We start from the raw sequence: 21276 nt of genomic DNA on the forward strand, positions 1-21276 counted from the left end.
CTAGCCCGCCAGTCGAGTCGGCCCTACTGGGCCGCCATCCTGATCTCGACGCGGCGGCTCTCGATCGGCGCCTGGTCGAAGGGCACCGGCCCGCGCGGCACGACGAACACCCGGTCCGCCGCCACCCCGTTCTCGCGCAGGAGCTGGGCCACATACTGGGCCCGCTGCTCGGACAGGACCCGGTTGAAGGCGACGCCGCCGACGGGCCCCGCATAGCCGAAGACGTTGACCCGCGCGCTCGGATAGGCGCGGGCCACCTCGGCCGCGCCGCGCACGGTCGCGCGGCCGGTCTCGTCCAGCGTCGGGCTGTCCTCGGTGAAGAAGACGACCCGGGCCGGCTGCGAAGCCGGGTCCGGATTCATCAGGGCGTCAATCGTCGTGCAGCCCGCAAGCAGCGGCAGGGCGACGGCAGCGAGCATCAAACGGCGATTCATCCTCGATTCTCCCAAGGAACGGTCCGGAATTCAGTCGGGGAAGGTTTCGCTTACGTCAACCATCCTTCACGCGGGGACAACGTGCCGAGGGCAGGAAGGTTACCCGGCCGCGGGCAAAAGTCGGCCTCCGGCCAGGCGCAGGACGCGGTCCAGCGGCTCGGTGCCGGTCAGGCGATGGGTGATGAGCAGCAGGCTCTTGCCCTCGCAGGCAGCGGGAAGCGTGGCCAGGAAAGCACGCTCGGCCTCCTCGTCGAGTCCGGCCGTCGGCTCGTCCAGCACCAGGATCGCGGCCGGCGGCAGCAACGCCCGGGCCAATGCGATGCGCCGCGCCTCGCCACCGCTGAAGCGCGAGCCGCCCTCCCCGCAGCGGGTTTCCAGGCCCTCGGGCAAATGACGGACGAAATCCGCCACCCCCGCCTTGGCCAGGGCTCGCCACAGCGCCGCCTCGGGCGCGTCCGGCGCCGCGAGGCGCAGGTTGGCGGCGATGCTGTCGTCGAAGAGCCGCGCGCGCTGCGACAGGCTCGTAATCCGGGTCCGCAGCGCGGCCGAGGAGATGGAGGCGATATCGGTTCCACCCAGCGCGATGCTTCCCGCGGCCGGGGTCGCGAATTTCAGAACCAGAGCCGCGAGCGTCGATTTGCCGATGCCGGACGGTCCCAGGATCGCGACCCGCTCGCCCTCGCGCAGCGTCAGGTCGAGGCCGTCCAGCACCGGTTCAGCCTCATCCCGCCAGCCGAAGCGCAAGCCTGAGATGGCGAGGTCGTTACGCTCGGGCAGTGGCGCCGGCCGGTCCGGCTCGATGACGGGCGGCGCCGTGTCGGCGGCTTCGAAGAGGCGCCGCGCGCCCGCCCCTGCCGCTGCCAAGGCCGCGCCCGCGCGCGGCATGGGGGCCAGCGCCTCTGCCGCTGCGACGGCGAGGAAGAGGGCCAGCACGACCATTCCCGTCACGGCGGAACCGGTGGCCAGGCCGAAGCCCAAGGCCGCCAGGACCGCGATCTGCGTCAGCAGCCCTCCGGCCGCCCCCGCGAAGGCGGAACGCTTGGCGAGGCGCCGCTGGCTCCGCAGCAGAGCGGCATCGGCCTCCCGCAGCCGCGCCATGGCGCGTGGCTCGGCATTCGCGGCGAGCACGTCCTCGAGCCCTGCCAGCGGGTCCACCACGGCGGCGCGCAACCCGCCGCGGCGTTCGGCCACGCCGTGGGCCGCGCGGGCCGCGGCGGGCGCCAGCACCAAGGGCAAGGCCAGCGCCAGCGCCAGCGGCAGCACGACCAGCAGCATCAGCAGCGGCTCACCCGCCAGCAGCGCGGCAATCGCGATCAGCACGGCCAGCCCGGCCAGTGCCGGCAGGAGACCGCCCAGATAGAACCGGTCCAGCGCGTCCACATCGCCGATGACGCGGCCCAGAAGATCGCCCGAGCCGCGCATCCCGATGCCGCCGGGCATCCGCTCGGCCAGGCGCCGGAAGAACCACACGCGGGTATCGGCCAGGGCGCGGAACGCGGCGGCATGGCTGCCCATGCGCTCGGCCCAGCGCAGCACGGGGCGCAACAGCACGAAGGGCCGCACCCAGACCACGGCCGCGAGGCCGAAGATCCCGCCGCTCGCGATACCGGCGGCCACGCCTTGCCCCGCCATCGCCATCAATGCGGCGCCCGACAGCGCGGAGACCATCGCGATGGCGAGCCCTCCCCAGAGAGCGGCCCGGCGTGCGCTCCAGAGGCGCAGGACCCGCGCGAGATCAGCCCACATGGGACCCGAACTCCCCATCGCTGCCCTGCCGGGCGCCCAGGTCGATGATCCTGCCCGGCAATCGCAGCAGCGCCGCCGAATGCGTGGCGATGATGGCGGTGCGGCCCATGCAGAGTCGCCGGATAGCCTCGACCACCTCCGCCTCGGTGCCAGGGTCGAGGGAGGTGGTGGGCTCGTCCAGCAGCACCAGCGGCGCATCGCGCAGGAAGGCACGCGCGAGGGCCACGCGCTGTGCCTGCCCGCCGGAGAGCCCGTGCCCGCCCTCGCCGACCCAGCTGTCCAGCCCCTGGGGCAGGCCAGCGGCGAACTCCATCACCCGGGCAGCCTCCGCCGCGCGCAGGATTTCGGCCTCCCGCGCCTCAGGCCGGGCCAGCGCGATGTTGTCCCGGAGCGTTCCTCCGAAGAGATGGGCGCGCTGCCCCACATAGGAGGAAATGCGCCGCAGCTCGTCGGGGCGCAGGCGCATCACGTCCTGGCCATTGATCGCCACGCGGCCGCTCGTCGGCCGGGCGAACCCCATGAGCAGCGACAGGGCCGAGGACTTGCCGGAACCGGACGGTCCGGCCAGCAGCAGGGTCTCGCCGGGCGCGAGCGCGAAGGTGAGGCGGGTAAGCGCGGGCCTGGGCGCGCCCGGGTAGCGAAGTTCCACCTCGTTGAAGACCACGGCGACCCGGCGCGGCACCTCCTCCAGCCGGAGGCCGTCGGTAGCGGGCGCCGCCATCAGCGGGCCGAGCTCCGCGGCGGCGCCGCGGGCGGACATGGCCTCGTGATAGGCGGCCGAGAAGGCACGCAGCGGCGCGAAGAAGGCCGGGATCATCAGGATGCAGAAGAGCGACAGCGTCGGGTCACCCGTGTTGCGCGAGATCAGCAGCGCGCCGTGCCGCCAGGCGAGGTAGCCGAGGGTAAAGGCAGAAAAGAGCTCCAGGAACGCACTGGAGAGGAAAGCGACGCGCAGCACCCGCATGGTGCGCCAGCGGAACTCCTCCGCGGCGCGGCCCAGCGCCTGCGCCTCGTCCTCGGCCCGGTTGAAAAGGGTCAGCGTGGACAGGCCGCGCAGCCGGTCCACGAAGCGGCCCGCGAGCTGGCCCAGCACGTCAAACTGGCGGCGGCTCTCGCGCGCCGCGCTGATTCCGGTCAGCGCCATCGCAACGGGAATCAGCAAACCCATGGCGATGAGCACCAGCGCGCTGACCCAATCCGCCTGCCAGACCAGCGCGGCGATGAGCGCCGGCGAGAGGACGGCCAGCATGGCCGCGGGCAACCAGCGGGAGAAGAAGCCGTCCAGCGCCTCGACGCGGTCCACCAGCAGGGTCGCTTTTTCGCCGACCCCCCGGCGGTCGGCCGGGCCCAACTCGAGCAGGCGGGCGAAGAGCGTGGCGCGGATGCGGGCGCGGGCTACCTCGCCGGCCCGCTGTTGCGCCATCTCCTGCGCCACCGAAAGCCCGGCGATGGCCAGGACCAGGACGCCCGCCGCGCCCAGTTCCATCCATCCGCCACCCGCAAAGCCCAGAAGCGTGGCCAGGATCCGCCCAATCAGGAAGGCGAGGCCGGCCTGGCACAGCGTCGCTGCCAGACCGAGCGCGACGGGAAGCGCCATGCGTCCGGCCTGGCTGCGCGCCTGGGCCGACAGCCAGGCTCCCTCCCCCTTCCGTCTCGCCATCCGCGCCTCAGCGCCGCGCCACGGGCCGAAGCCGGGCGGACGCATACTCCTGACCATTGCAAGGCGATTCCATCGCGGCCTGTTTAGGCCAGGTCGACCTGCCGCGCCACGGCTTGCCCGCGCCGGAGCCGCCTTCGAAGATGCGGCCGAATCGCGGAGGTCACCTCATGCTCCCCCATCACGGCCGCTTTCCCTATTCTCCCTGGAGCGCCCGAAGCACGGAATCCTGGCCGGGGGACCGCAAGCTCGCCATCTATCTCGGCGTGAACCTGGAACATTTCGCCTTCGGCGAGGGCCTGGGGGCGGAACTCGCCCCCGGCGGCCCCCAGCCGGATGTGCTGAACTACGCCTGGCGGGAGTACGGCAACCGCGTCGGCGCCTTCCGCCTCCTGCAGCTGCTCGACGAGCTGGACCTGCCCTGCACGGTGCTGCTCAACAGCGCGATGTATGCCCACGCACCCGCCCTGGTGGACGCCCACCGCCTGCGCGGCGACGAGATCGCCGGCCATGGCCGCACCAACAGCGAGCGCCAGAGCACCCTGCCCGAACCCGAGGAAGCCCGCCTCATCGCCGAGGCCACGGCCGCCATCATGATGAACGAGGGCCACGCCCCACGGGGCTGGCTCTCGCCCTGGATCGCCGAAAGCGCTGTGACGCCCGACCTGCTGCAGGAGGCCGGGTACAGCTACAGCCTCAACTGGTGCATGGACGACCAGCCGGTCTGGAAGACGACGCGCAAGGGGCGGATCCTCAGCATCCCCTACCCGCAGGAGGCGAACGACATCCCAGCCATCGTCGCCCGCAAGGACGGGGCGGACCAGTTCGCGCAGATGCTCATCGACGATTTCGCCGAACGCATCCAACAGACCTCCGACGGCGTTCCGCAGGTCATGGGCATCGCGCTTCACCCCTATATCATCGGCCAGCCTTACCGGCTGCGGGCGCTGCGGCGCGCGCTTGCGACGATCGCGGACGAGCGCGACAAGGTCTGGATCACGACGGCCGGCGCGATCTTCGACCACTGCATGACCTGGCCGGAAGGAAGCATTCCGTGACGCGGTGGCCGTTCCTCGCACTGTTCCTGCTGGCCGCCTGCGGCAGCCAGCCACCCGCCCCACCAACGACGGTCGCCTCGGTGGATCTGGCCCGCTATTCGGGGCGCTGGCACGAGGTGGCGCGGCTGCCCCAGCGCTTCCAGGACAGCTCCAGCCTGCGCTGCGAGGAAGTCACGGCCACCTACCAGCCCGCCGCCGGCGGCGAGATCTCGGTGCTGAACGAATGCGTGAACGCGCTCGACCCGGCGCGGCCGCGGCGCATGGCCCTGGGCAGCGCCTATCCCGTCGCGGGGAGCCAGAATGCCCGGCTGAAGGTCACCTTCTTCTGGCCCTTCTACGGGGACTACTGGGTCCTCGGCCTGGATCCCGACTATCGCTGGGCCGTGGTGGGCACGCCGGACCGCCGCAATCTCTGGATCCTGTCCCGCACGCCCGAGCTGCCGCCGGCGGAGATGGAGCGCGCGCTCGGCATCGCGCGGGCCCAGGGCTACGACCTCTCGGGACTCATCCGGGCCCGTTGACGCATCCCGGAGGCGCGCCCACGACTGGCGCATGAAGATCGAGAACGAGTCCATCGCCCTCCCCGGCCTCGAGGCCGGCGCCGAGATCCTGATCGACCGCTGGGGCATCCCGCACATCTATGCCGGGACCCAACACGACGCCTTCTTCCTCCAGGGCTTCAACGCCGCGCGGGACCGGCTCTGGCAGATCGACCTGTGGCGCAAGCGCGGCCTTGGGCTGCTCGCGGGCGATCTCGGCGAGGGCTATGTGGAGCGCGACCGCGCGGCGCGGCTGCTGCTCTACCGGGGCGAGATGGCGCCCGAATGGGCCAGCTACGGCGCCGAAGCGGAAGCGCGCACCACCGCCTTCGTGGCGGGCATCAACGCCTATATCGACCTGGTGGAGCGCGAGCCCGCGCGCCTGCCCATGGAGTTCCGCGCCCTCGGCACGAAGCCCCTGAAGTGGAGCGCGGAGGATGTAGTGCGCTGCCGCGCCCATGCCCGCGTGCGGAACCTCGACCAGGAGGTCGCGCGCTCGAACATCGTGGCCCAGTTCGGCGTGGCGGCCGACCGGCTGCACAAAGGCCTGCAGCCCGAATGGACGCTGCAGCTGCCCGAGGGGCTGGAGCCGCACGCCATCCCGCCCGAGGTGCTGCGCACCTACCTGCTCGGCTGCGAGCCGCATCCGATCGACAGCGCGACGCCCGCGGAGCCGCTGGCCAATACGGGCGAATGGGGCAGCAACAACTGGGCGCTGGCGCCCTCCCGCACCACCACCGGCCGGGCCATCCTGGCGAGCGACCCGCATCGCGTGCACGATCAGCCCTCGCTGCGCTACGTCGCGCATCTGGTGGCGCCGGGTCTGAACGTGATCGGCGCGGGCGAGCCGGCGATCCCCGGCGTCAGCCTGGGGCACAACGAGAAGCTCGCCTTCTCGCTGACCATCCACCCCTCCGACCAGGAGGATCTCTACGTCTACGAGCTCAACGAGGCGGATCCGGAGCTCTATCGCTATGGCGAGGGCTGGGAGCGCATGCGCGTGGTGACGGAAAGCGTCCCCGTGCGCGGCGGCGCGCCGGCCGAGATCGAGATGCGCTTCACCCGCCACGGCCCGGTGCTGCATATCGATGCCCCCGCACGTCGCGCCTATGCGCTGCGCTCGGTGTGGTGGGAGCCGGGAACGGCCGCCTACATGGCGAGCCTCGGCTACCTCACCGCCGCGAATTTTTCCGAGTACCAGGCCGCGCTGGAGGGCTGGGGCGCGCCCTCGACCAACCATGTCGTGGCGGATGTCGAAGGGCATATCGCCTGGCAGGCAGCGGCCAAGATCCCGGTGCGGCCGAACTGGGACGGGCTGATGCCCGTGCCCGGCGACGGCAGCCATGAATGGGCGGGGACCATCCAGGCCTCGACCCTGCCCCGCAGCCTGGACCCGGCATGCGGCTGGGTGGGCTCGGCCAACCAGATGAACCTCCCGGCGAATTTCGACCACCGGCGCCATAAGACCGGCTTCGAGTGGACGGACGTGGCCCGCTACATGCGTCTCTCGGAATCCCTGGCGGGCGAGAAGCGCTGGTCGGTGGAGGAGACACTGAAACTGCAGACGGACGTGCTGAGCGTGCCCGCGCGGCGGCTCTGCGCGCTGCTGGCGGCGGCGAAGGGCGAAGGCGCGACGGAAGCGCGGGCGCTGCTGGCCGGATGGGACCACCGCGTGGCGGCCGAAAGCGGCCCGGCCGCGCTCTTCGAGATCTGGTTCACCAACCACCTGATGCCGGCCATCCCCCAGGCACTCGGCCCCGAGGGGCTGGCGAGGATGGTCGGCGTGGTGGACACGCAGCTCTACCTGGAGCTGCTGGAGGCCGCGAACGACCCTGGCTTCGGTGCGGAGCCCGTGGCGGCTCGCGACGCGCTGCTGCTGGCGACGCTGGCCGCCGCCTGGTACGAAGCGAGGAAGCGGCTGGGCGACGACGTCTCGGCCTGGGCCTGGGGCAGCATTCACCAAGGCTATTTCAGCCACCCGCTCTCGCGCCTCGCGCCGCCGGAACTGGCGGCGAGGCTGGATGTGGGGCCGGCACCCAAGGGGGGCTCCAACCTCACGATCAACAACAACGGCTATCGCGGCACCGACTTCCGCGTGATGTCCGGCGTCTCCTGGCGGATGGTGCTGGATGTGGGGAACTGGGACGCGAGCTGGACCATCAATTCCCCTGGCCAGTCCGGCGACCCGGCCAGCGCGCATTACCGCGACCTGTTCCCGATCTGGGCACGGGACGGGTACGTGCCGATGCTCTACAGCCGCGACGCCATCGAGGGCGCCGCCGAGAAGCGCATCCGGCTGACGCCAGGCTAGGGCGCGCTTACGGCCAGACAGGCGCGCCATCCAGCCCCGTGGTTTCCGGGAGGCCGCAGATCAGGTTCGCGTTCTGCACCGCCTGGCCGGCGGCTCCCTTGCCCAGGTTGTCGACCACGCCCATCGCGATCACCAGGTTGCGCTCCGGATCAGCCGCATAGCTGACGAAGGAGAGGTTCGAACCGGTGGCCCATTTGGTCTGCGGCAGCTTGTCGGTCACGCGGACGAAGGCCCGCCCGGCGTAGAAGCGCCGGGCCGCGTCCAGGCATTGCTCCGTGGTGGCGCGGCCACGACAGTAGATGGTGGCGAGGACGCCGCGGGTCATCGGCACCAGATGCGGCGTGAACACCAGGCCGGCCGCGCTGCCGCCGCTCAGCCGCTCGATGGTCGTGGCCATCTCGGGCATATGAGTGTGCTTCAGCAGGCCGTAGGGCACGAGGTTCTCGTTGCTCTCGGCGTAGCCGAACCGGCTGTCCGCGCCGCCCCGGCCGGCCCCGGAGATGCCGGTCTTGGCGTCGATCACGATGTTGCCGGGTTCGATCAGCCCTTCGGCCAGCAGCGGCGCCAGGGCGTTCAGCGTCGCCGCCGGGAAGCAGCCGGGGTTGGCGACGCGGGTCTGCCCCTGGATCCGGTCAGGCCAGACATCGGCCAGGCCATAGGCCCAGCCCTCGGCGTAGCGGTGGTCGCCGCCGATATCGACGATCTTCACGTGCCGGGGGACGCGCGCGAGCGCCTCGGCCGAGGCGCCCGTGGGCAGCGAGGCGAAAAGCACGTCGAGCTCCGGCAGGGCGTCCGGATCCCACTTCTCGATCACCAGCCCGGCCAACCCGGCCGGCACGCCGGGGAAGCGGTCCATCAAACGGCTGCCGGCACTGCCCTCGCCCGCGGCGTAGACGAGTTCGAAGGAAGGGTGGCTCGCGACGAGGCGCATCGCCTCGCCACCACCGAAGCCGCTGATTCCGACAATGCCGACGCGAATGCTCATGATGCTGTCCTCTGGGGTTCGGGCAAAAGAAAACCCCCGGAGCCGGGGGCTGCGGGGGTTCAGGAATGCGGGCCGAGGCCGCTCCGGCAGGTGGGGCCTAGGGTGAGGCCGCCACGGTGCGGAAGGACGCCGATCGACGCGCAGCCGGAAGAGCCGCCGCTGGGGAGCAGCGACGTCGGCGTCGATCGAAAAGGTCCAGGTTCCTGAGCATGTGCTGCGACACTGTCGCTCCCCCCCATCATCGTCAAGCGGGATGTGGTCCGGCCGCGCCTCCCCCCGAAACGAAGTGACCCCGGGCGTACGCCCTGACATCATCCGCGAGCGCCATGACGAATGGAGGAAACGATGAAATTCCCCGCGCGCCGCGGTCTCCTGGCCATCCCCATCCTGCTTGCCCTGCCCGCCCCCCTGCACGCCCAGCGCGGAGAGGTCGCCGCCGCCCTGCTCCAGTTCGAGGAGGCCGTGACCTGGGAAGCCGTCTCGCCCGAATGGCGGCGCATCCGGCCCGGCTGGGTCGAGCGCGTGTCCCGCGCCGGCTCCCCCGCCGAAGTGGCCGCCCATATGCGGCAGCTGGAAGAGAACATGGGCTGGCAGGCGGTGCAGCCGAGCTGGCGCCAGCGCCGCCCCGGCTGGGTGGCCGAGGCGCAGGCCGCCCGCAGCCCGGCCGAGAACGCCCGGCTGCTGCTGGAGCTGGAGGAGGTCACGCTCTGGTCGGCGGTCGCCGGTTCCTGGCGGAACACGCGGCCTGGCTGGGTCGCGCAGCTTCGGAGCGTGGCCGCCGGCGGGAAGTGATCAGCGCTTCGTCAGCCACTTCTTCGCGATGCGGCAGGCGACGGTATAGGCCGGGTTGAACACGTTCCCCACGTCGTAGCGGACCACCTGGCCCATCAGGTGGCTCGCGGCGCGCGCGTCGAGCCCGTAATCCTCGCCGAGCCACTTGGACATCTCGGTCGTGGCGTGCTGCAGCGCCTGGTCAAGCGGGCGGGCATTGCCGATGGTGAAGATGTCCTCCGCCGTCTCGCCGCGCGGCCAGGTGATGGTGCGCTTCAGGACCTGGACGGTGACCTCCATCTCGAAGGAGGTTTCGATACCCGTGCCCGTGATCTCGCCGTCGCCCTGGCAGGCATGCCCGTCCCCCAGATAGAACAGCGCGCCCGGCACCGAGACCGGGAACCAGGCCGTCGTGCCCGGCGCGAAGAGCCGGTAGTCCATGTTGCCGCCGTTCTGGGCGCTGGTCGCGGTGGAGAGAGCCTGCCCGCCCGCCGGCGCCACGCCGAAGCAGCCGATCATGGGCTGGATCTCGGGCGCGAAATCCTCGAGCCCCTTCACCGGCTCCTGGAGCTGCACCGTCCCGGCATTGCGGTTGATGTCCCAGACCACCCGCTGGACCGGCGGCCGGTCGATGACGGCGGCGGGATCCAGCACGGTCAGCGCGAGCGGCGAGTAGGTCCAGCCGGTGGCGCGGCTCGGCGTCAGCCGGTCGATGCGGACGGCGAGCGTGTCGCCGGGCTCCGCGCCCTCGATGAAGAAGGGGCCGGTCATGGGATTGGGGCGGCTGGCGACGGCGACTTCATGCGCGTCGAGGCCCGAGGCGTCGACGGTTGCGGCGATGATCGTGTCGCCATCGGCCACGCGCAGGACGGGCTCGGCCGTGCCGATGGTGTTGTGATAGCGGGTCGGTTGGAAGCGGTGCGTGGCCATGGCGCGGGACGCTACAGCCGTGGGTCGGGGGGTCAAGCCGCGCGCGGCAGGGCCCCCTTCCCCCTGACCTCGGCTTCCTCAAACTCCGCCGCCACGATGGCCCGCTCCAGCGCCGCCCGCAGTTCCTTGGCGCTCTCCAGCGTCAGCTCCACCGCCGCGCGGGCTCCCGGCTCCATGCCGGTGTTGAAGAAATCGAGGGTGATCACATCGCCCAGATTCGCATGCCGTGCGTGGTCGTAGGCCACCACCGCCTGGGTCAGCGGGAACCACTCGTCGCCCCGCTTCGCCATGCCCTCGGCGGCCACGATCTCGACGATCGAGGTACACATCGCCCTACTTCCCCAGATACTTGTGGAAGAAGGCGAAGACCTTGCCCCAGGCGTCCATGGCCTGCTCGGGCCGGTAGAGCGGGCGGTGCCAGTAGTTGAAGCCGTGCCCCGCACCGTCATAGCGGTGGAATTCGTAGGTCTTGCCGTGCTTTTTCAGCTCGGCCTCGTGCTGGTCCACCTGCTCGGGGCTCGGCGCGCGGTCGTCATTGCCGAAGAGGCCCAGCAGCGGGGCCGAGAGGTCCTTCGTCATGTCGATGGGTGCCACGGGAGTCTTGGCGTTCAGCTCCTCGGGGCCCATCACGACGCGGCCGCCCCACATGTCCACGACCGCGTCCACATGCCGGCGCTGGCTCGCATAGATCACGGCATGCCGCCCGCCCGAGCAGGAGCCGTAGAGGCCGACCTTGCCGTTGTTCTCCGGCTGCTCCCGCATCCAGGCCACGGCGGCGGCGGTGTCGCCCACCATCTGGCTGTCGGGGATGCCGCCCTCGGCGCGGACCTTGGCAGCGACGTCGTCGGGGTTCCCCTCGCCTGCGCGTTCGTAGAGGTTCGCGCAGATGGCCATGAAGCCGTGATGGGCGAAGCGGCGCGTCGTCTCGATGTAGAGCTCGCTCCAGCCCGGCAGGTGGTGGATCAGCACCACGCCCGGGAAGGGCCCCTTCCCTTCGGGCTTGGCCACATAGGCGGTGATGGGGGTGCCGCCATCCCCCTTCAGGGTGACGTTTCCGCAGGTCATGCCTCGGTAGAATGACATCCGTGTCCCTCCAGACGCGCTTCCCGGCAAGTATTCGGCCAAGTAGGGCCGGGCGCAACTTGCCCCCGTCTTGCGCGCCCGGCAGTCCCCGCCGCATGGTGAGGGCCGCAAAACGCGGCAGCACAAGCCGCCCCTGGGAGGAGCCTTCGATGACCATGAGCCCGAGCCGCCGCCACCTGCTGGCCGGCGGCGCCAGCCTGCTGGCCGCGCCGCACGTCGCCCGCGCGCAGACGCAGTACCGGCCCGAATACAAGATGTCCGTCGTCGGCAACCGCCCCATCCCCTTCGCCGAGGGCGCCTTCCAGTGGGCCGAGCTCATCACCGAGCGATCGGGCGGGCGGATCAACGTGAAGGTCTATCCCGGCAGCCAGCTCGTCGGCGGCGACCAGACGCGCGAGCTGCTGGCCATGCGCCAGGGCATCATCGACTTCGCCGTCTTCAGCACCATCAACATCGCCCCCCAGGTGCGCGAGGCCGGGATCTTCCAGCTTCCCTTCCTCATGCCCGACCACCGCGCCTTCGACGCGCTGATCAACGGCGATGTGGGGCGCGACCTGGTCGGCATCATGGACCGCCGCGACGTGACCGCCGTCTCCTTCGGCGAGAACGGCTTCCGCGAGATCAGCAATTCCCGCCGCGCCATCCGCACGCCGGCCGATCTGCGCGGCCTCAAGATCCGCTTCGCGGCGGGTGCCATCTTCAACGACATCTTCAACGGGCTCGGCGCCAACCCGCTGCAGATGTCCTTCGCCGACCTGCAGCCCGCCCTCTCGACCGGCGCGGTGGACGGGCAGGAGAACCCGGTCAACCTCTTCCTTGCCTTCCGGATGGACACGCTGGCGCAGAAGCACATGACCATCTGGAACTACGTGAACGACGCCCTGATCTTCGGCCTCAACAAGCAGCTGATGGCGAGCTTCACGCCGGCCGACCAGCAGCTCATCCGCGAATGCGGCATCGAGGCCGCGCGGCGCAACATCGCGCTCGCGCGACAGGGCCTCGGCATCCCGGGCACGGACGACGCCGCGTTGAAGGAGCTGCGCACGCGCGGCGTGGAGGTCACGATCCTCTCGCCGCAGGAAAAGCAGGCCTTCGCCACGGCGCTGCGGCCGGTCTACGACAAGTGGGCCGCCACGGTGGGCCGTGAGATCACGGCCAAGGCGGAAGCCGCGATCCGGGCTGCGGCCTGATGCCGATGGTGCCCTGATGGCCGCTGATCTCGACCCGGGCGCGGCGCCGGCCGATCCACGCACGCGCATCCCCCTCACGCTGGAGCGCGTGCTGCTGGCGCTGGCCATGGCGGCCATGGCGCTCATCACGGCGGGCAATGTCGTGACGCGCTACCTCACCAACATCTCCTTCTCCTTCACGGAGGAGTATTCGGTCGCCCTCATGGTCGCCGTCGCGATGGTCGGCACCGCGCTGGCCACCGCCGCGGGGCGCCATATCCGCATCGGCTATTTCGTCGAGAAGCTCTCGCCCCAGAGGCAGCGCGTGGGCGAGATCGTGGCCATGCTGCTGCTCATCCTCTGCTTCGCGCTCATCGCCTGGTACGGCGCGCGGATGGTGATGGACGAGTACGACTTCGAGGTTCTCTCGCCCGGCCTCGGCCATCCGCAATGGCTCTACAGCGTATGGCTGCCCGTGCTGGCGCTGCTCGTGATCGGGCGCGCGGCGGGGCGCATCATCCGGCTCGCGCGCGGAGAGAACGGGTGATCGGCGCGATCCTCTTCCTGCTCTTCCTGGTCCTGCTGCTGGGCAGCGTGCCGATCGGCGTGGCGCTCGGGCTCGCCGGCGCCTTCGCGATCACCCTCGCTAACCAGACGCTCATGGCCATGCCGACCAATGTCTACGCGGGCATCGCGAAATATCCGCTGATCGCGATCCCGATGTTCGTGCTGGTGGGCTGCGTCTTCGACCGCACCGGCGTGGCGCTGCGCCTCGTGCGCTTCGCGACCGCGCTGGTGGGCGCGGGGCGCGGGGCGCTGGCGACGGTCGCGGTGCTGGTCGCGATGGTGATCGGCGGCATCTCCGGCTCCGGCCCCGCGACCTCGGCGGCCGTGGGGCAGGTGGTGACGCGCAGCATGGTGAAGGACGGCTATCCCCGCCCCTTCATCGCCGGCACGGTCGCGGCGGCGGCGGCGACGGATATCCTGATTCCGCCCTCCATCGCCTTCATCGTCTATGCGGTGATGGTGCCCGGCGTCTCCGTGCCGGCCATCTTCATGGCGGGCATGCTGCCCGGCATCCTCGCGGGCGTCGCGATCATCGTGCCCATCCTGATCATCTCCTGGCTCAAGGATTTCGGCGGCAAGAACCCGGACCGCGACGAGCTCTCCGTCTGGCGCGCCTTCAAGGAAGCGATCTGGGGGCTGCTCGCGCCGATCGTCATCCTGGGCGGCATGCGGATCGGCGCCTTCACGCCGACCGAGGCCGCGGTGATGGCGGTCTTCTACGGGCTCTTCGTCGGCTTCTTCATCTACCGCAGCATGACGCTGCGCGACCTCTACGAGATGCTGGTGGAGGCGGGCGAGATCTCGGCCGTCATCCTCATCATCATCGCGCTTGCGAGCGTCTTCGCCTGGTCCACCTCGACGCTCGGAATCGTGCAGCCCATCGCGGGCTGGATCGTGGGCCTGGGCATCGGCGAGTACGGGACTATCGTGCTGCTGATGATCGCGCTGATCTTCATCGGCATGTTCCTGGACGGCGTCTCGACCTTCCTGATCCTGCTGCCGGTGCTGATCCCCATCGCGCAGGCCTTCCACTGGGACCTGACCTGGTTCGGCGTGATCCTCACCATGAAGATCGCGATCGGCCAGTTCACGCCGCCCATGGCCGTGAACCTGATGGTGAGCTGCCGCATCGCTGGCGTCACGATGGAGAGCACCATTCCCTGGGTGACGTGGATGATCCTCGCCATGTTCGTGGCGCTCGCGCTGGTCGTGGCCTTCCCCGGCATCGCCCTTTGGCTGCCCGCCGCGATGGGCATGGCATGACGGAACTGGACGGCGTCGTCGCCGCGCTGGCCGCGCCTGGCCAGCCGGGCGCGACCTTCGTGGCGCTGGAGGAGGCGACGCGCCGCGCCATCGGCCATCGCCTCTTCACCATCATGCGGCATGACCGCGCGCGCGATCTCAACACCCGCGTCTATAGCAGCCGCCCGGCGGAATACCCCGCGGGCGGCGCGAAGCAGGTGCGGGATTCGGCCTGGACGCGGCAGCTCTTGCGCGAGGGGCGGCCCTTCATCGGCCGCGACGCGGAGGATATCCGCGCGACCTTCGCCGACCACGCGCTCATCCTCTCGCTCGGTTGCGAGAGCGTTCTGAATCTGCCGGTGCTCTGGAACGGCGAGGTCATCGGCACGATCAACCTGCTCGATCGCGCGGGGGCCTATGCGCCGCACCATGCCGCGCTGGGCCGGCGCTTCGCCGGGCTCGCGATTCCCGCGCTGCTGGCGGTTTGATCGGCGGAGGGGCTTGTCGAAACGTTTCAGCTGGGCCGGAATACGCATCAAATCCGAGGGAGAGAAATTTCGATGCCTGCCGTGGAAAAGCTGCGCGACCCAGCCAGCCTGCAACGCCTTCTGGCTCCTCGCAGCTTCGTCGTGGTGGGCGTCTCCGCCGAGCCGACCGGCTTCGGCGCCCGCACCGTGCAGAACATGCGCGACTTCGACGGCCCCGTCTGGTGCGTGAACCCGAAATACGCGGGCCAGGAACTTCACGGCCGCCCCTGCTACGCCTCGATCGCCGACATTCCGGGCGCTCCCGATTCCGCCGTGATCGCGCTGCCGCGCCAGGGCGTGGCCCAGGCCGTGCAGGACCTGGCCGCGAAGGGCGGCGGCGGCGCCGCCATCTACGCCTCCGGCTATGGCGAGACCGACCTGCCCGAGCGCGCCGTCGAGGAGCAGCAGCTGCGCGACATGGCGCGCAGCCTCGGCTTCCCGCTGCTGGGCGCCAACTGCCTCGGCTTCGTGGACCATCGGCTCCGCGCCGGCGGCACCTTCATGCCGGACTACGTGAAGCTCACCGCGCCGGTGGGCGGTGTGGGCGTCGTCAGCCAGTCGGGCGCGCTGGGCTATGCCCTTATGCAGGCCGCCGAGCGCGGCTTCGCCATGTGTCACATGACCACGGCGGGCAATGCGACGGACCTCGACGTCTGCGACCTCGCGGCCTTCCAGCTCACCATCCCCGAATGCCGCAGCGTCGCCCTGGTGGTGGAGGGCCTGCGGGATGCGCGGCGCCTCTTCGCGCTGGGCGACATGGCGCGTGACCTCGGCAAGGCCATCGTGGTGCTGAAGCTCGGCCGCGGCGAGATCGGCGCCAAGGCCGCGATGTCGCACACCGGCTCGCTCGCGGGCAGCACGGCCGCCTGGTCGGCTGGTTTCCGCCGCGCGGGCATGCTGGAGGTCGAGGATTTCGACGCGATGCTCGAGACGGCGGGCTTCTTCGCGAAGTCGCCGCCGCCCAAGACCAAGGGGCGCGGCGTCGGCATCGTCACGCCCTCCGGCGGCGCGGGCATCATGGCGGCGGACCATGCGGAATTCGCGGGCCTCGAGCTGCCGCAGCCCGCTCCGGCAACGGAGAAGGTGCTGCGCGCCGCGATTCCGGATTTCGGCAGCCCGCGTAACCCCTGCGACCTCACGGCACAGGTGGCGACCAATCCGAAATCCTTCGAGGAATGCATGGAAGCGATGCTCGCCGACGAGCAGTACGGCGCCATCGTCTTCCCAGTCGTCTACCACAACCCCGCCCCGACCGCGACGCCGGCGCGCATGAAGACGCTGGACCCGATGGCCGCCGCCGCCGGCAAGCCCATCTGCGTCGCCTGGGTGCCCGAGAGCCTGGAGGGCGCGGGACCGGAAGCGGCCGATGGCAGCCGCCACCTCTCGCTCTTCCGCAGCTCTCGCCGGATGATGAAGGCGCTGAGCCTCTGGTTCGACCACCATGGGCCAAAGCCCGCAGCCGGGCGGATCGACACCGCCGCCGAGACGGCGGCCAAGGCCATCCCGGCCGGCGAGGCCACGCTGATGGAGGCCGCCGCCAAATCCGCCTTCGCCGCCGCCGGGCTGCCCGTGGTGGACGAGCGCCGCGCCCGCACCGCAGTCGAGGCCGTCGCGGCCGCCACGGCGCTGGGCTTCCCGGTGGTGCTCAAGGTCGACAGCCCGGACATCGCACATAAGACCGAGGTCGGCGGCGTGCAGCTCAACCTCGCCGACGCCTCCGCCGTCACGGCCGCCTTCGCGCGCATCATGGAGGGCGCGCGCCAGCATGCGCCGCAGGCGCGCATCGATGGTGTCCTGGTCCAGCGCATGGAGGCGCGCGGCGTGGAGCTCATCCTCGGCGCCCGGCGCGACCCGCAGTTCGGCACCATGGTGCTGGTCGGCCTCGGCGGCGTGCAGGCGGAGCTCTGGAAGGACGTGGCGCTGGATATCGCCCCCGTCTCGACCGAGGGCGCCATGGCCATGCTGAAGTCGCTGAAGGCCTTCCCGCTGCTGGACGGCTTCCGCGGCAGCGCCAAGGTGGATCTGGACGCGGTGGCTGGCGCCGTCTCGCGCTTCTCGGGCTTCGTCGCCGCGCTGGGCGACCGGCTGGACGAGGCGGAGATCAACCCCCTGGTCTGCCGCGAAAATGGCTGCGTCGCGGTGGATGGGCTGATGAAGCTGTCCGGCTGATGACGGCCCTTCCATAAAGGGGGCCCGTGACGATACCGATTACACCGTCACGGTTCTCCTCTATGATTTCCCATATGAAGTTCCGAACCGCCCTGGCGGCGCTGCTCTCCGCGGCGCTCCTCTCTCCTGCCCTCGCCGCGAACGAGCCCGGTACCGAGCACATGCTCGCCCACCGCGCGGCTTATCGCCTCACGCTGGACAGCGTGCGCGACAGCGCATCCGTCACGCGCGCGGAGGGCATCATGCTCTTCGAGGTGGTGGATGCCTGCGATGCCTGGGCATCCCGCCAGCGGTTCACCCTGGTGCTCTCCGACCGCGACGGCAACACGATCGAGACGAGCTCCGACTACGCGACGCTGGAATCCAAGGACGGCACCCGGCTCCGCTTCTCCCTCACGCAGATGACCGAAGGCGCCGTCACCTCCCGCATCGCCGGCGAGGCGACGCTGACGCCAGAGGGCGGCCGCGTGCAGTATTCCGAGCCGAGCGGCGAGGCCGAGGACCTGCCGCGCGGAACCATCCTGCCCATGGTGCACACGCTGCGCAGCCTGGCCGCCGCCCGCGCCGGCCAGCGCATCCTCGCAACGCCGCTCTTCGACGGCACCAGCGCCGAGGGCGCGCAGGACACCACCACCTTCTTCTCCGGCGGCTGGACCCAGCCCCAGCCCAACCCGAACTTCCCGCTGCTAGCCACGCTCGGCAGCGCGCGGATGCGGATCGCCTTCTTCGACCGCAACGCTTCCTCCCAGGCCAATGGCGCGTCGACACCGGACTACGAGGTCAGCATGCGCTACTTCGAGAACGGCGTGGCGGACGAGCTGAAGATGGATTTCGGCGAGTTCGTGGTCGACGGCCGGCTGGGCGAGTTGCAGCCTATCCCCTCGCCCTGCTCGTGATCTGAAGGGGGGCGGGTTCCCCGGAGCCGCGTCCCCTCGCATAGTCCGGCCCTGCCATTCAGGAGGGCCAGATGCCGCGCCACGCGTTCCCGACCATCGCCGAAGCCGCCGAAGCGCTCGAAGCCGGAACCATCACCTCGGCCGCGCTGGTCGAGGAGGCCCTGGCCCGCATGGCGGAGGGCGAAGGCCCCCGGGTCTTCACCGCCATCCACGCCAAGGCCGCGCGGGATGCGGCGCTGGCCATGGACCAGTTGCGCCTGGTGGGCCGCGCGCCCAGCCGGTTCGCCGGCATTCCCATCACCATCAAGGACCTGTTCGACGAGACGGGCGTCGTGACCAAGGCAGGCTCGGTCGCGCGCGACGGCTCGGCGCCGGCCACCGCCAATGCGGTGGTCGTGGACCGGCTGCTGCGCCAGGGCTTCGTGGTGCTGGGCCGCACCAACATGTCGGAATTCGCCTTCTCCGGCCTCGGCGTGAACCCGCACTACGGCACGCCGAAATCGGTGTGGGATCGCCAGACGGGGCGCCTGCCGGGCGGGTCGTCGTCTGGCGCGGGCGTGGCGGCGGCCGAAGGCATGGGCTTCGGCGGGCTCGGCACCGATACCGGCGGCTCCTGCCGCATCCCGGCCGCCCTCAACGGCATCGTGGGTTTCAAGCCGACGGCGCGGCGCGTGACGGATGAGGGTGTGCTGCCCCTCTCCTTCTCGCTCGACTCGGTAGGGCCGCTGGCGCGCTCCGTCGCTTGCTGCCACACGCTGGACGCCTTCATCTCCGGCCAGGAGAGCGTGGCGCCCCTCCCAGAGGTGAATCTGAGCGGTCTGCGCTTCGCGGTGCTGCACAACATCGTCGAAGACGGGATGGAGGGCGAGGTCGCGCGTCCCTATGCCCGCGCGCTCGCGCTGCTGGAGCAGGCCGGGGTGAAGCTGGTGGACCTCGCCCTGCCGGAGCTCAACCGCCTGCCGCAGGTCAATGCCAAGGGTGGCCTGACCGCGGCCGAATCCTTCGCCTGGCACAAGGAGCTGATCGCGAGCGACGGCCCACGCTACGACCCGCTCATCCTCAAGCGCATCGCGCGCGGCGAGCATATGAGTGCCGCGGACTACCTCGATGTCCTGAAGGCACGGCGCGAGATCATCGCCGCCGTCGCCCCGCGTACCGCGCCCTTCGACGCGGTGATCTGCCCGACCGTGCCCGTGGCGCCGCCCGCCATCGCCGCCGTGGCTGAGGAGAGCGAGTACAATCGCATCAACCTGCTGCTGCTTCGGAACACCGCGATCGGCAACTTCCTGGACCGATGCGCCATCAGCCTGCCCTGCCACATCCCGGGCGAGGCGCCGGCCGGCCTGATGCTGATGAGCGAGGCGATGGGCGACCAGCGCCTGCTGGCCATCGCCGCCGCCGTCGAGAAGCTGCTGGAGCCGTAAGCGCCCGATCCGCTTCGGCCCGATGGCCGAAGCGGTGAACCAGGCCTCTAGAACAGCCCCTCGATGCGGCCTTTCGCATCGAGGCGGATGTTCTCTGCGGCCGGCACGCGCGGCAGGCCGGGCATGGTCATGACGTCGCCGCAGATCGCGACGACGAAGCCCGCGCCAGCCGAGAGCCGCACGTCCCGCACCGGCAGCACGTGCCCCTCCGGCGCGCCAAGCGCGGTGGGGTCGGCGCTGAAGCTGTACTGCGTCTTGGCGATGCAGACAGGCACATGGCCAAAGCCCATCGCCTCGAACCGCGCGAGCTTCACCGCCACGCTGTCGGGGATGGAGACATCGGAGGCGCGATAGATCTCCTGCGCGATGGCGAGGATCTTGCCCGCGAGCGGCAGGTTGTCGGGATAGAGCGGCTTGAACGCGGCCTCGCGGCCATCGATCCGCCGCATCACCGCATGGGCCAGTTCCACCGTGCCCTTCGCGCCATCAGCCCAATGGGTGCAGAGCACGGCCTCGGTCCCCAGTGCGGCCATGGCCTCCTGGACAGCCTCGATCTCGGCTTCCGTATCGGCGTTGAAGCGGTTCAGCGCGACGACGGGCGGCAGGCCGAACTTCTTGATGTTCTCCACATGCCGCGCGAGGTTCGCGATGCCGCGCCGCACCGCGCCCACATCCTCGCGCCCCAGGTCGGACTTGGCCACGCCGCCATGCATCTTCAGCGCGCGGATGGTCGCCACGATCACGCAGGCATCGGGCGCCAGGCCCGAGAGGCGGCACTTGATGTCCAGGAACTTCTCGGCGCCCAGGTCGGCGCCGAAGCCCGCCTCCGTCACCACCACGTCGCTCAGGTGCAGGCCGAGCGTGGTCGCCATCACGCTGTTGCAGCCATGCGCGATGTTGGCGAAGGGCCCCCCATGCACGAGCGCGGGCGAGCCCGCCAGCGTCTGCACGAGGTTGGGCGCCAGCGCATCGCGCAGCAGCACCGCCATGGCGCCATCGGCCTTGAGGTCGGCCGCCGTCACGGGCTTTCCGTCGCGCGTGCTGGCCACGATGATCCGCCCCAGCCGCGCCTGCAGGTCCGCGAGGTCATAGGCCAGGCAGAAGGCCGCCATCACCTCCGACGCCACGACGATGTCGAAGCCGTCCTCGCGCGGGAAGCCGTTCGCCGTGCCGCCCAGCGAGCCCACGATGCTGCGTAGCGAGCGGTCGTTCATGTCCAGCGCGCGGCGCCAGGTCACACGTCTCGTATCGATGCCGAGGGTGTTGCCCCAGTAGATGTGGTTGTCGATCATCGCGGCGAGAAGGTTGTTCGCCGCCGTGATCGCGTGGAAGTCGCCGGTGAAGTGGAGGTTGATGTCCTCCATCGGCACGACCTGCGCATGGCCGCCGCCCGCCGCGCCGCCCTTGACGCCGAAGCAGGGGCCGAGCGAGGGCTCGCGCAGGCAGATCATGGCCCGCTTGCCGATATGGTTCAGCGCGTCGCCGAGTCCGACCGTGGTCGTCGTCTTGCCCTCGCCCGCCGGGGTCGGACTGATGCCGGTGACGAGCACCAGCTTGCCGATCGGCCGGTCATGCCGCGCGCTGGCCACGAAATCGAGCCCGATCTTGGCCTTGTACTTTCCGTAGGGCTCCAGCGCATCGGCCGGGATCCCCGCCTTCTCCGCGATCTGGGCAATGGGCTTCAGCGTCGCGGCGCGGGCGATCTCGAGATCGATGGACATGCCTGGCAAAGGTCTCCCTGGTCGGCAGGATATGAAGCCAACGGCGC

At 70.5% G+C, this 21276-nt stretch carries 19 protein-coding genes; 11 read left to right on the forward strand and 8 right to left on the reverse strand.

Going from position 1 to position 21276, the window contains the following annotated elements; translation table 11 throughout:
* Window positions 1-23 precede the first annotated feature (23 nt).
* The 3 genes from WJM96_RS10955 to cydD form a co-directional block, all read right to left on the reverse strand.
* Window positions 24-434, reverse strand: coding sequence for an OmpA family protein (locus WJM96_RS10955; RefSeq protein WP_424812525.1), 411 nt, complete (start codon window positions 432-434; stop codon window positions 24-26).
* A gap of 99 nt (window positions 435-533) precedes the next feature.
* The gene (gene cydC / locus WJM96_RS10960) at window positions 534-2180 is read right to left on the reverse strand and encodes a thiol reductant ABC exporter subunit CydC (protein WP_424812526.1); all 1647 of its coding nucleotides are present in this window, start codon (window positions 2178-2180) and stop codon (window positions 534-536) included.
* Window positions 2170-3777, reverse strand: a complete 1608-nt coding sequence (cydD, locus tag WJM96_RS10965; RefSeq protein ID WP_424812527.1) for a thiol reductant ABC exporter subunit CydD — start codon at window positions 3775-3777, stop codon at window positions 2170-2172. The genes cydC and cydD overlap by 11 nt, the downstream gene beginning before the upstream one ends.
* 230 nt (window positions 3778-4007) lie before the next feature.
* Between cydD and WJM96_RS10970 the strand changes: the two genes are divergently transcribed.
* Genes WJM96_RS10970 through WJM96_RS10980 form a run of 3 tightly spaced genes read left to right on the forward strand, consistent with a single transcriptional unit; the run spans window position 4008 to window position 7745 of the window.
* Window positions 4008-4895 carry a polysaccharide deacetylase gene (locus WJM96_RS10970; protein ID WP_424812528.1) on the forward strand — a complete coding sequence of 296 codons (888 nt, stop codon included), beginning with the start codon at window positions 4008-4010 and terminating at the stop codon, window positions 4893-4895.
* Window positions 4892-5416: a lipocalin family protein gene (locus WJM96_RS10975; protein WP_424812529.1), complete on the forward strand. Its 525-nt coding sequence runs from the start codon at window positions 4892-4894 to the stop codon at window positions 5414-5416. Before WJM96_RS10970 ends, WJM96_RS10975 begins: the two co-directional genes overlap by 4 nt.
* Before the next feature lie 31 nt (window positions 5417-5447).
* On the forward strand, window positions 5448-7745 hold the full coding sequence (locus tag WJM96_RS10980; RefSeq protein WP_424812530.1) for a penicillin acylase family protein: 2298 nt from the start codon (window positions 5448-5450) through the stop codon (window positions 7743-7745).
* 7 nt (window positions 7746-7752) lie between these two features.
* Here the strand turns inward: WJM96_RS10980 and argC are convergent, their stop codons facing one another.
* Window positions 7753-8730, reverse strand: a complete 978-nt coding sequence (argC, locus tag WJM96_RS10985; protein WP_424812531.1) for an N-acetyl-gamma-glutamyl-phosphate reductase — start codon at window positions 8728-8730, stop codon at window positions 7753-7755.
* 345 nt (window positions 8731-9075) lie between these two features.
* Here argC and WJM96_RS10990 point away from each other — a divergent pair, with 345 nt between their 5' ends.
* Window positions 9076-9522, forward strand: a complete 447-nt coding sequence (locus WJM96_RS10990; RefSeq protein WP_424812532.1) for a hypothetical protein — start codon at window positions 9076-9078, stop codon at window positions 9520-9522.
* Here the strand turns inward: WJM96_RS10990 and WJM96_RS10995 are convergent, their stop codons facing one another.
* The 3 genes from WJM96_RS10995 to WJM96_RS11005 are packed head-to-tail and all read right to left on the reverse strand — an operon-like array spanning window position 9523 to window position 11514.
* Window positions 9523-10431: an acetamidase/formamidase family protein gene (locus WJM96_RS10995; RefSeq protein WP_424812533.1), complete on the reverse strand. Its 909-nt coding sequence runs from the start codon at window positions 10429-10431 to the stop codon at window positions 9523-9525.
* A gap of 32 nt (window positions 10432-10463) precedes the next feature.
* Window positions 10464-10760 (reverse strand): DUF6295 family protein, encoded by a 297-nt coding sequence (locus WJM96_RS11000; RefSeq protein ID WP_424812534.1) that lies wholly within the window; start codon window positions 10758-10760, stop codon window positions 10464-10466.
* Between the two features lie 4 nt (window positions 10761-10764).
* Complete coding sequence (locus WJM96_RS11005; protein WP_424812535.1) at window positions 10765-11514, reverse strand: dienelactone hydrolase family protein; 750 nt, start codon at window positions 11512-11514, stop codon at window positions 10765-10767.
* A gap of 149 nt (window positions 11515-11663) precedes the next feature.
* On the opposite strand from WJM96_RS11005, the gene dctP reads away from it, so the two are divergent.
* The 7 genes from dctP (at window position 11664) to WJM96_RS11040 (ending at window position 19508) form a co-directional block, all read left to right on the forward strand.
* Complete coding sequence (gene dctP / locus WJM96_RS11010; RefSeq protein ID WP_424812536.1) at window positions 11664-12704, forward strand: TRAP transporter substrate-binding protein DctP; 1041 nt, start codon at window positions 11664-11666, stop codon at window positions 12702-12704.
* 16 nt (window positions 12705-12720) lie between these two features.
* On the forward strand, window positions 12721-13230 hold the full coding sequence (locus tag WJM96_RS11015) for a TRAP transporter small permease (protein ID WP_424812537.1): 510 nt from the start codon (window positions 12721-12723) through the stop codon (window positions 13228-13230).
* Entirely contained in the window at window positions 13227-14513 is a 1287-nt protein-coding gene (locus tag WJM96_RS11020) for a TRAP transporter large permease (RefSeq protein ID WP_424812538.1), read from the forward strand. The genes WJM96_RS11015 and WJM96_RS11020 overlap by 4 nt, the downstream gene beginning before the upstream one ends.
* On the forward strand, window positions 14510-14980 hold the full coding sequence (locus WJM96_RS11025; RefSeq protein ID WP_424812539.1) for a GAF domain-containing protein: 471 nt from the start codon (window positions 14510-14512) through the stop codon (window positions 14978-14980). Before WJM96_RS11020 ends, WJM96_RS11025 begins: the two co-directional genes overlap by 4 nt.
* Window positions 14981-15052: 72 nt before the next feature.
* Window positions 15053-17188, forward strand: coding sequence for an acetate--CoA ligase family protein (locus tag WJM96_RS11030; RefSeq protein ID WP_424812540.1), 2136 nt, complete (start codon window positions 15053-15055; stop codon window positions 17186-17188).
* 74 nt (window positions 17189-17262) lie between these two features.
* Window positions 17263-18084, forward strand: a complete 822-nt coding sequence (locus WJM96_RS11035) for an EipB family protein (RefSeq protein ID WP_424812541.1) — start codon at window positions 17263-17265, stop codon at window positions 18082-18084.
* Between the two features lie 71 nt (window positions 18085-18155).
* Window positions 18156-19508 carry an amidase gene (locus WJM96_RS11040; RefSeq protein WP_424812542.1) on the forward strand — a complete coding sequence of 451 codons (1353 nt, stop codon included), beginning with the start codon at window positions 18156-18158 and terminating at the stop codon, window positions 19506-19508.
* Between the two features lie 47 nt (window positions 19509-19555).
* Here WJM96_RS11040 and WJM96_RS11045 read toward each other — a convergent pair whose 3' ends face one another.
* Complete coding sequence (locus tag WJM96_RS11045) at window positions 19556-21229, reverse strand: formate--tetrahydrofolate ligase (protein ID WP_424812543.1); 1674 nt, start codon at window positions 21227-21229, stop codon at window positions 19556-19558.
* Window positions 21230-21276: the final 47 nt, after the last annotated feature.

The organism is Roseococcus sp. YIM B11640 (assembly GCF_049727625.1).
Classification (GTDB): domain Bacteria; phylum Pseudomonadota; class Alphaproteobacteria; order Acetobacterales; family Acetobacteraceae; genus Roseococcus.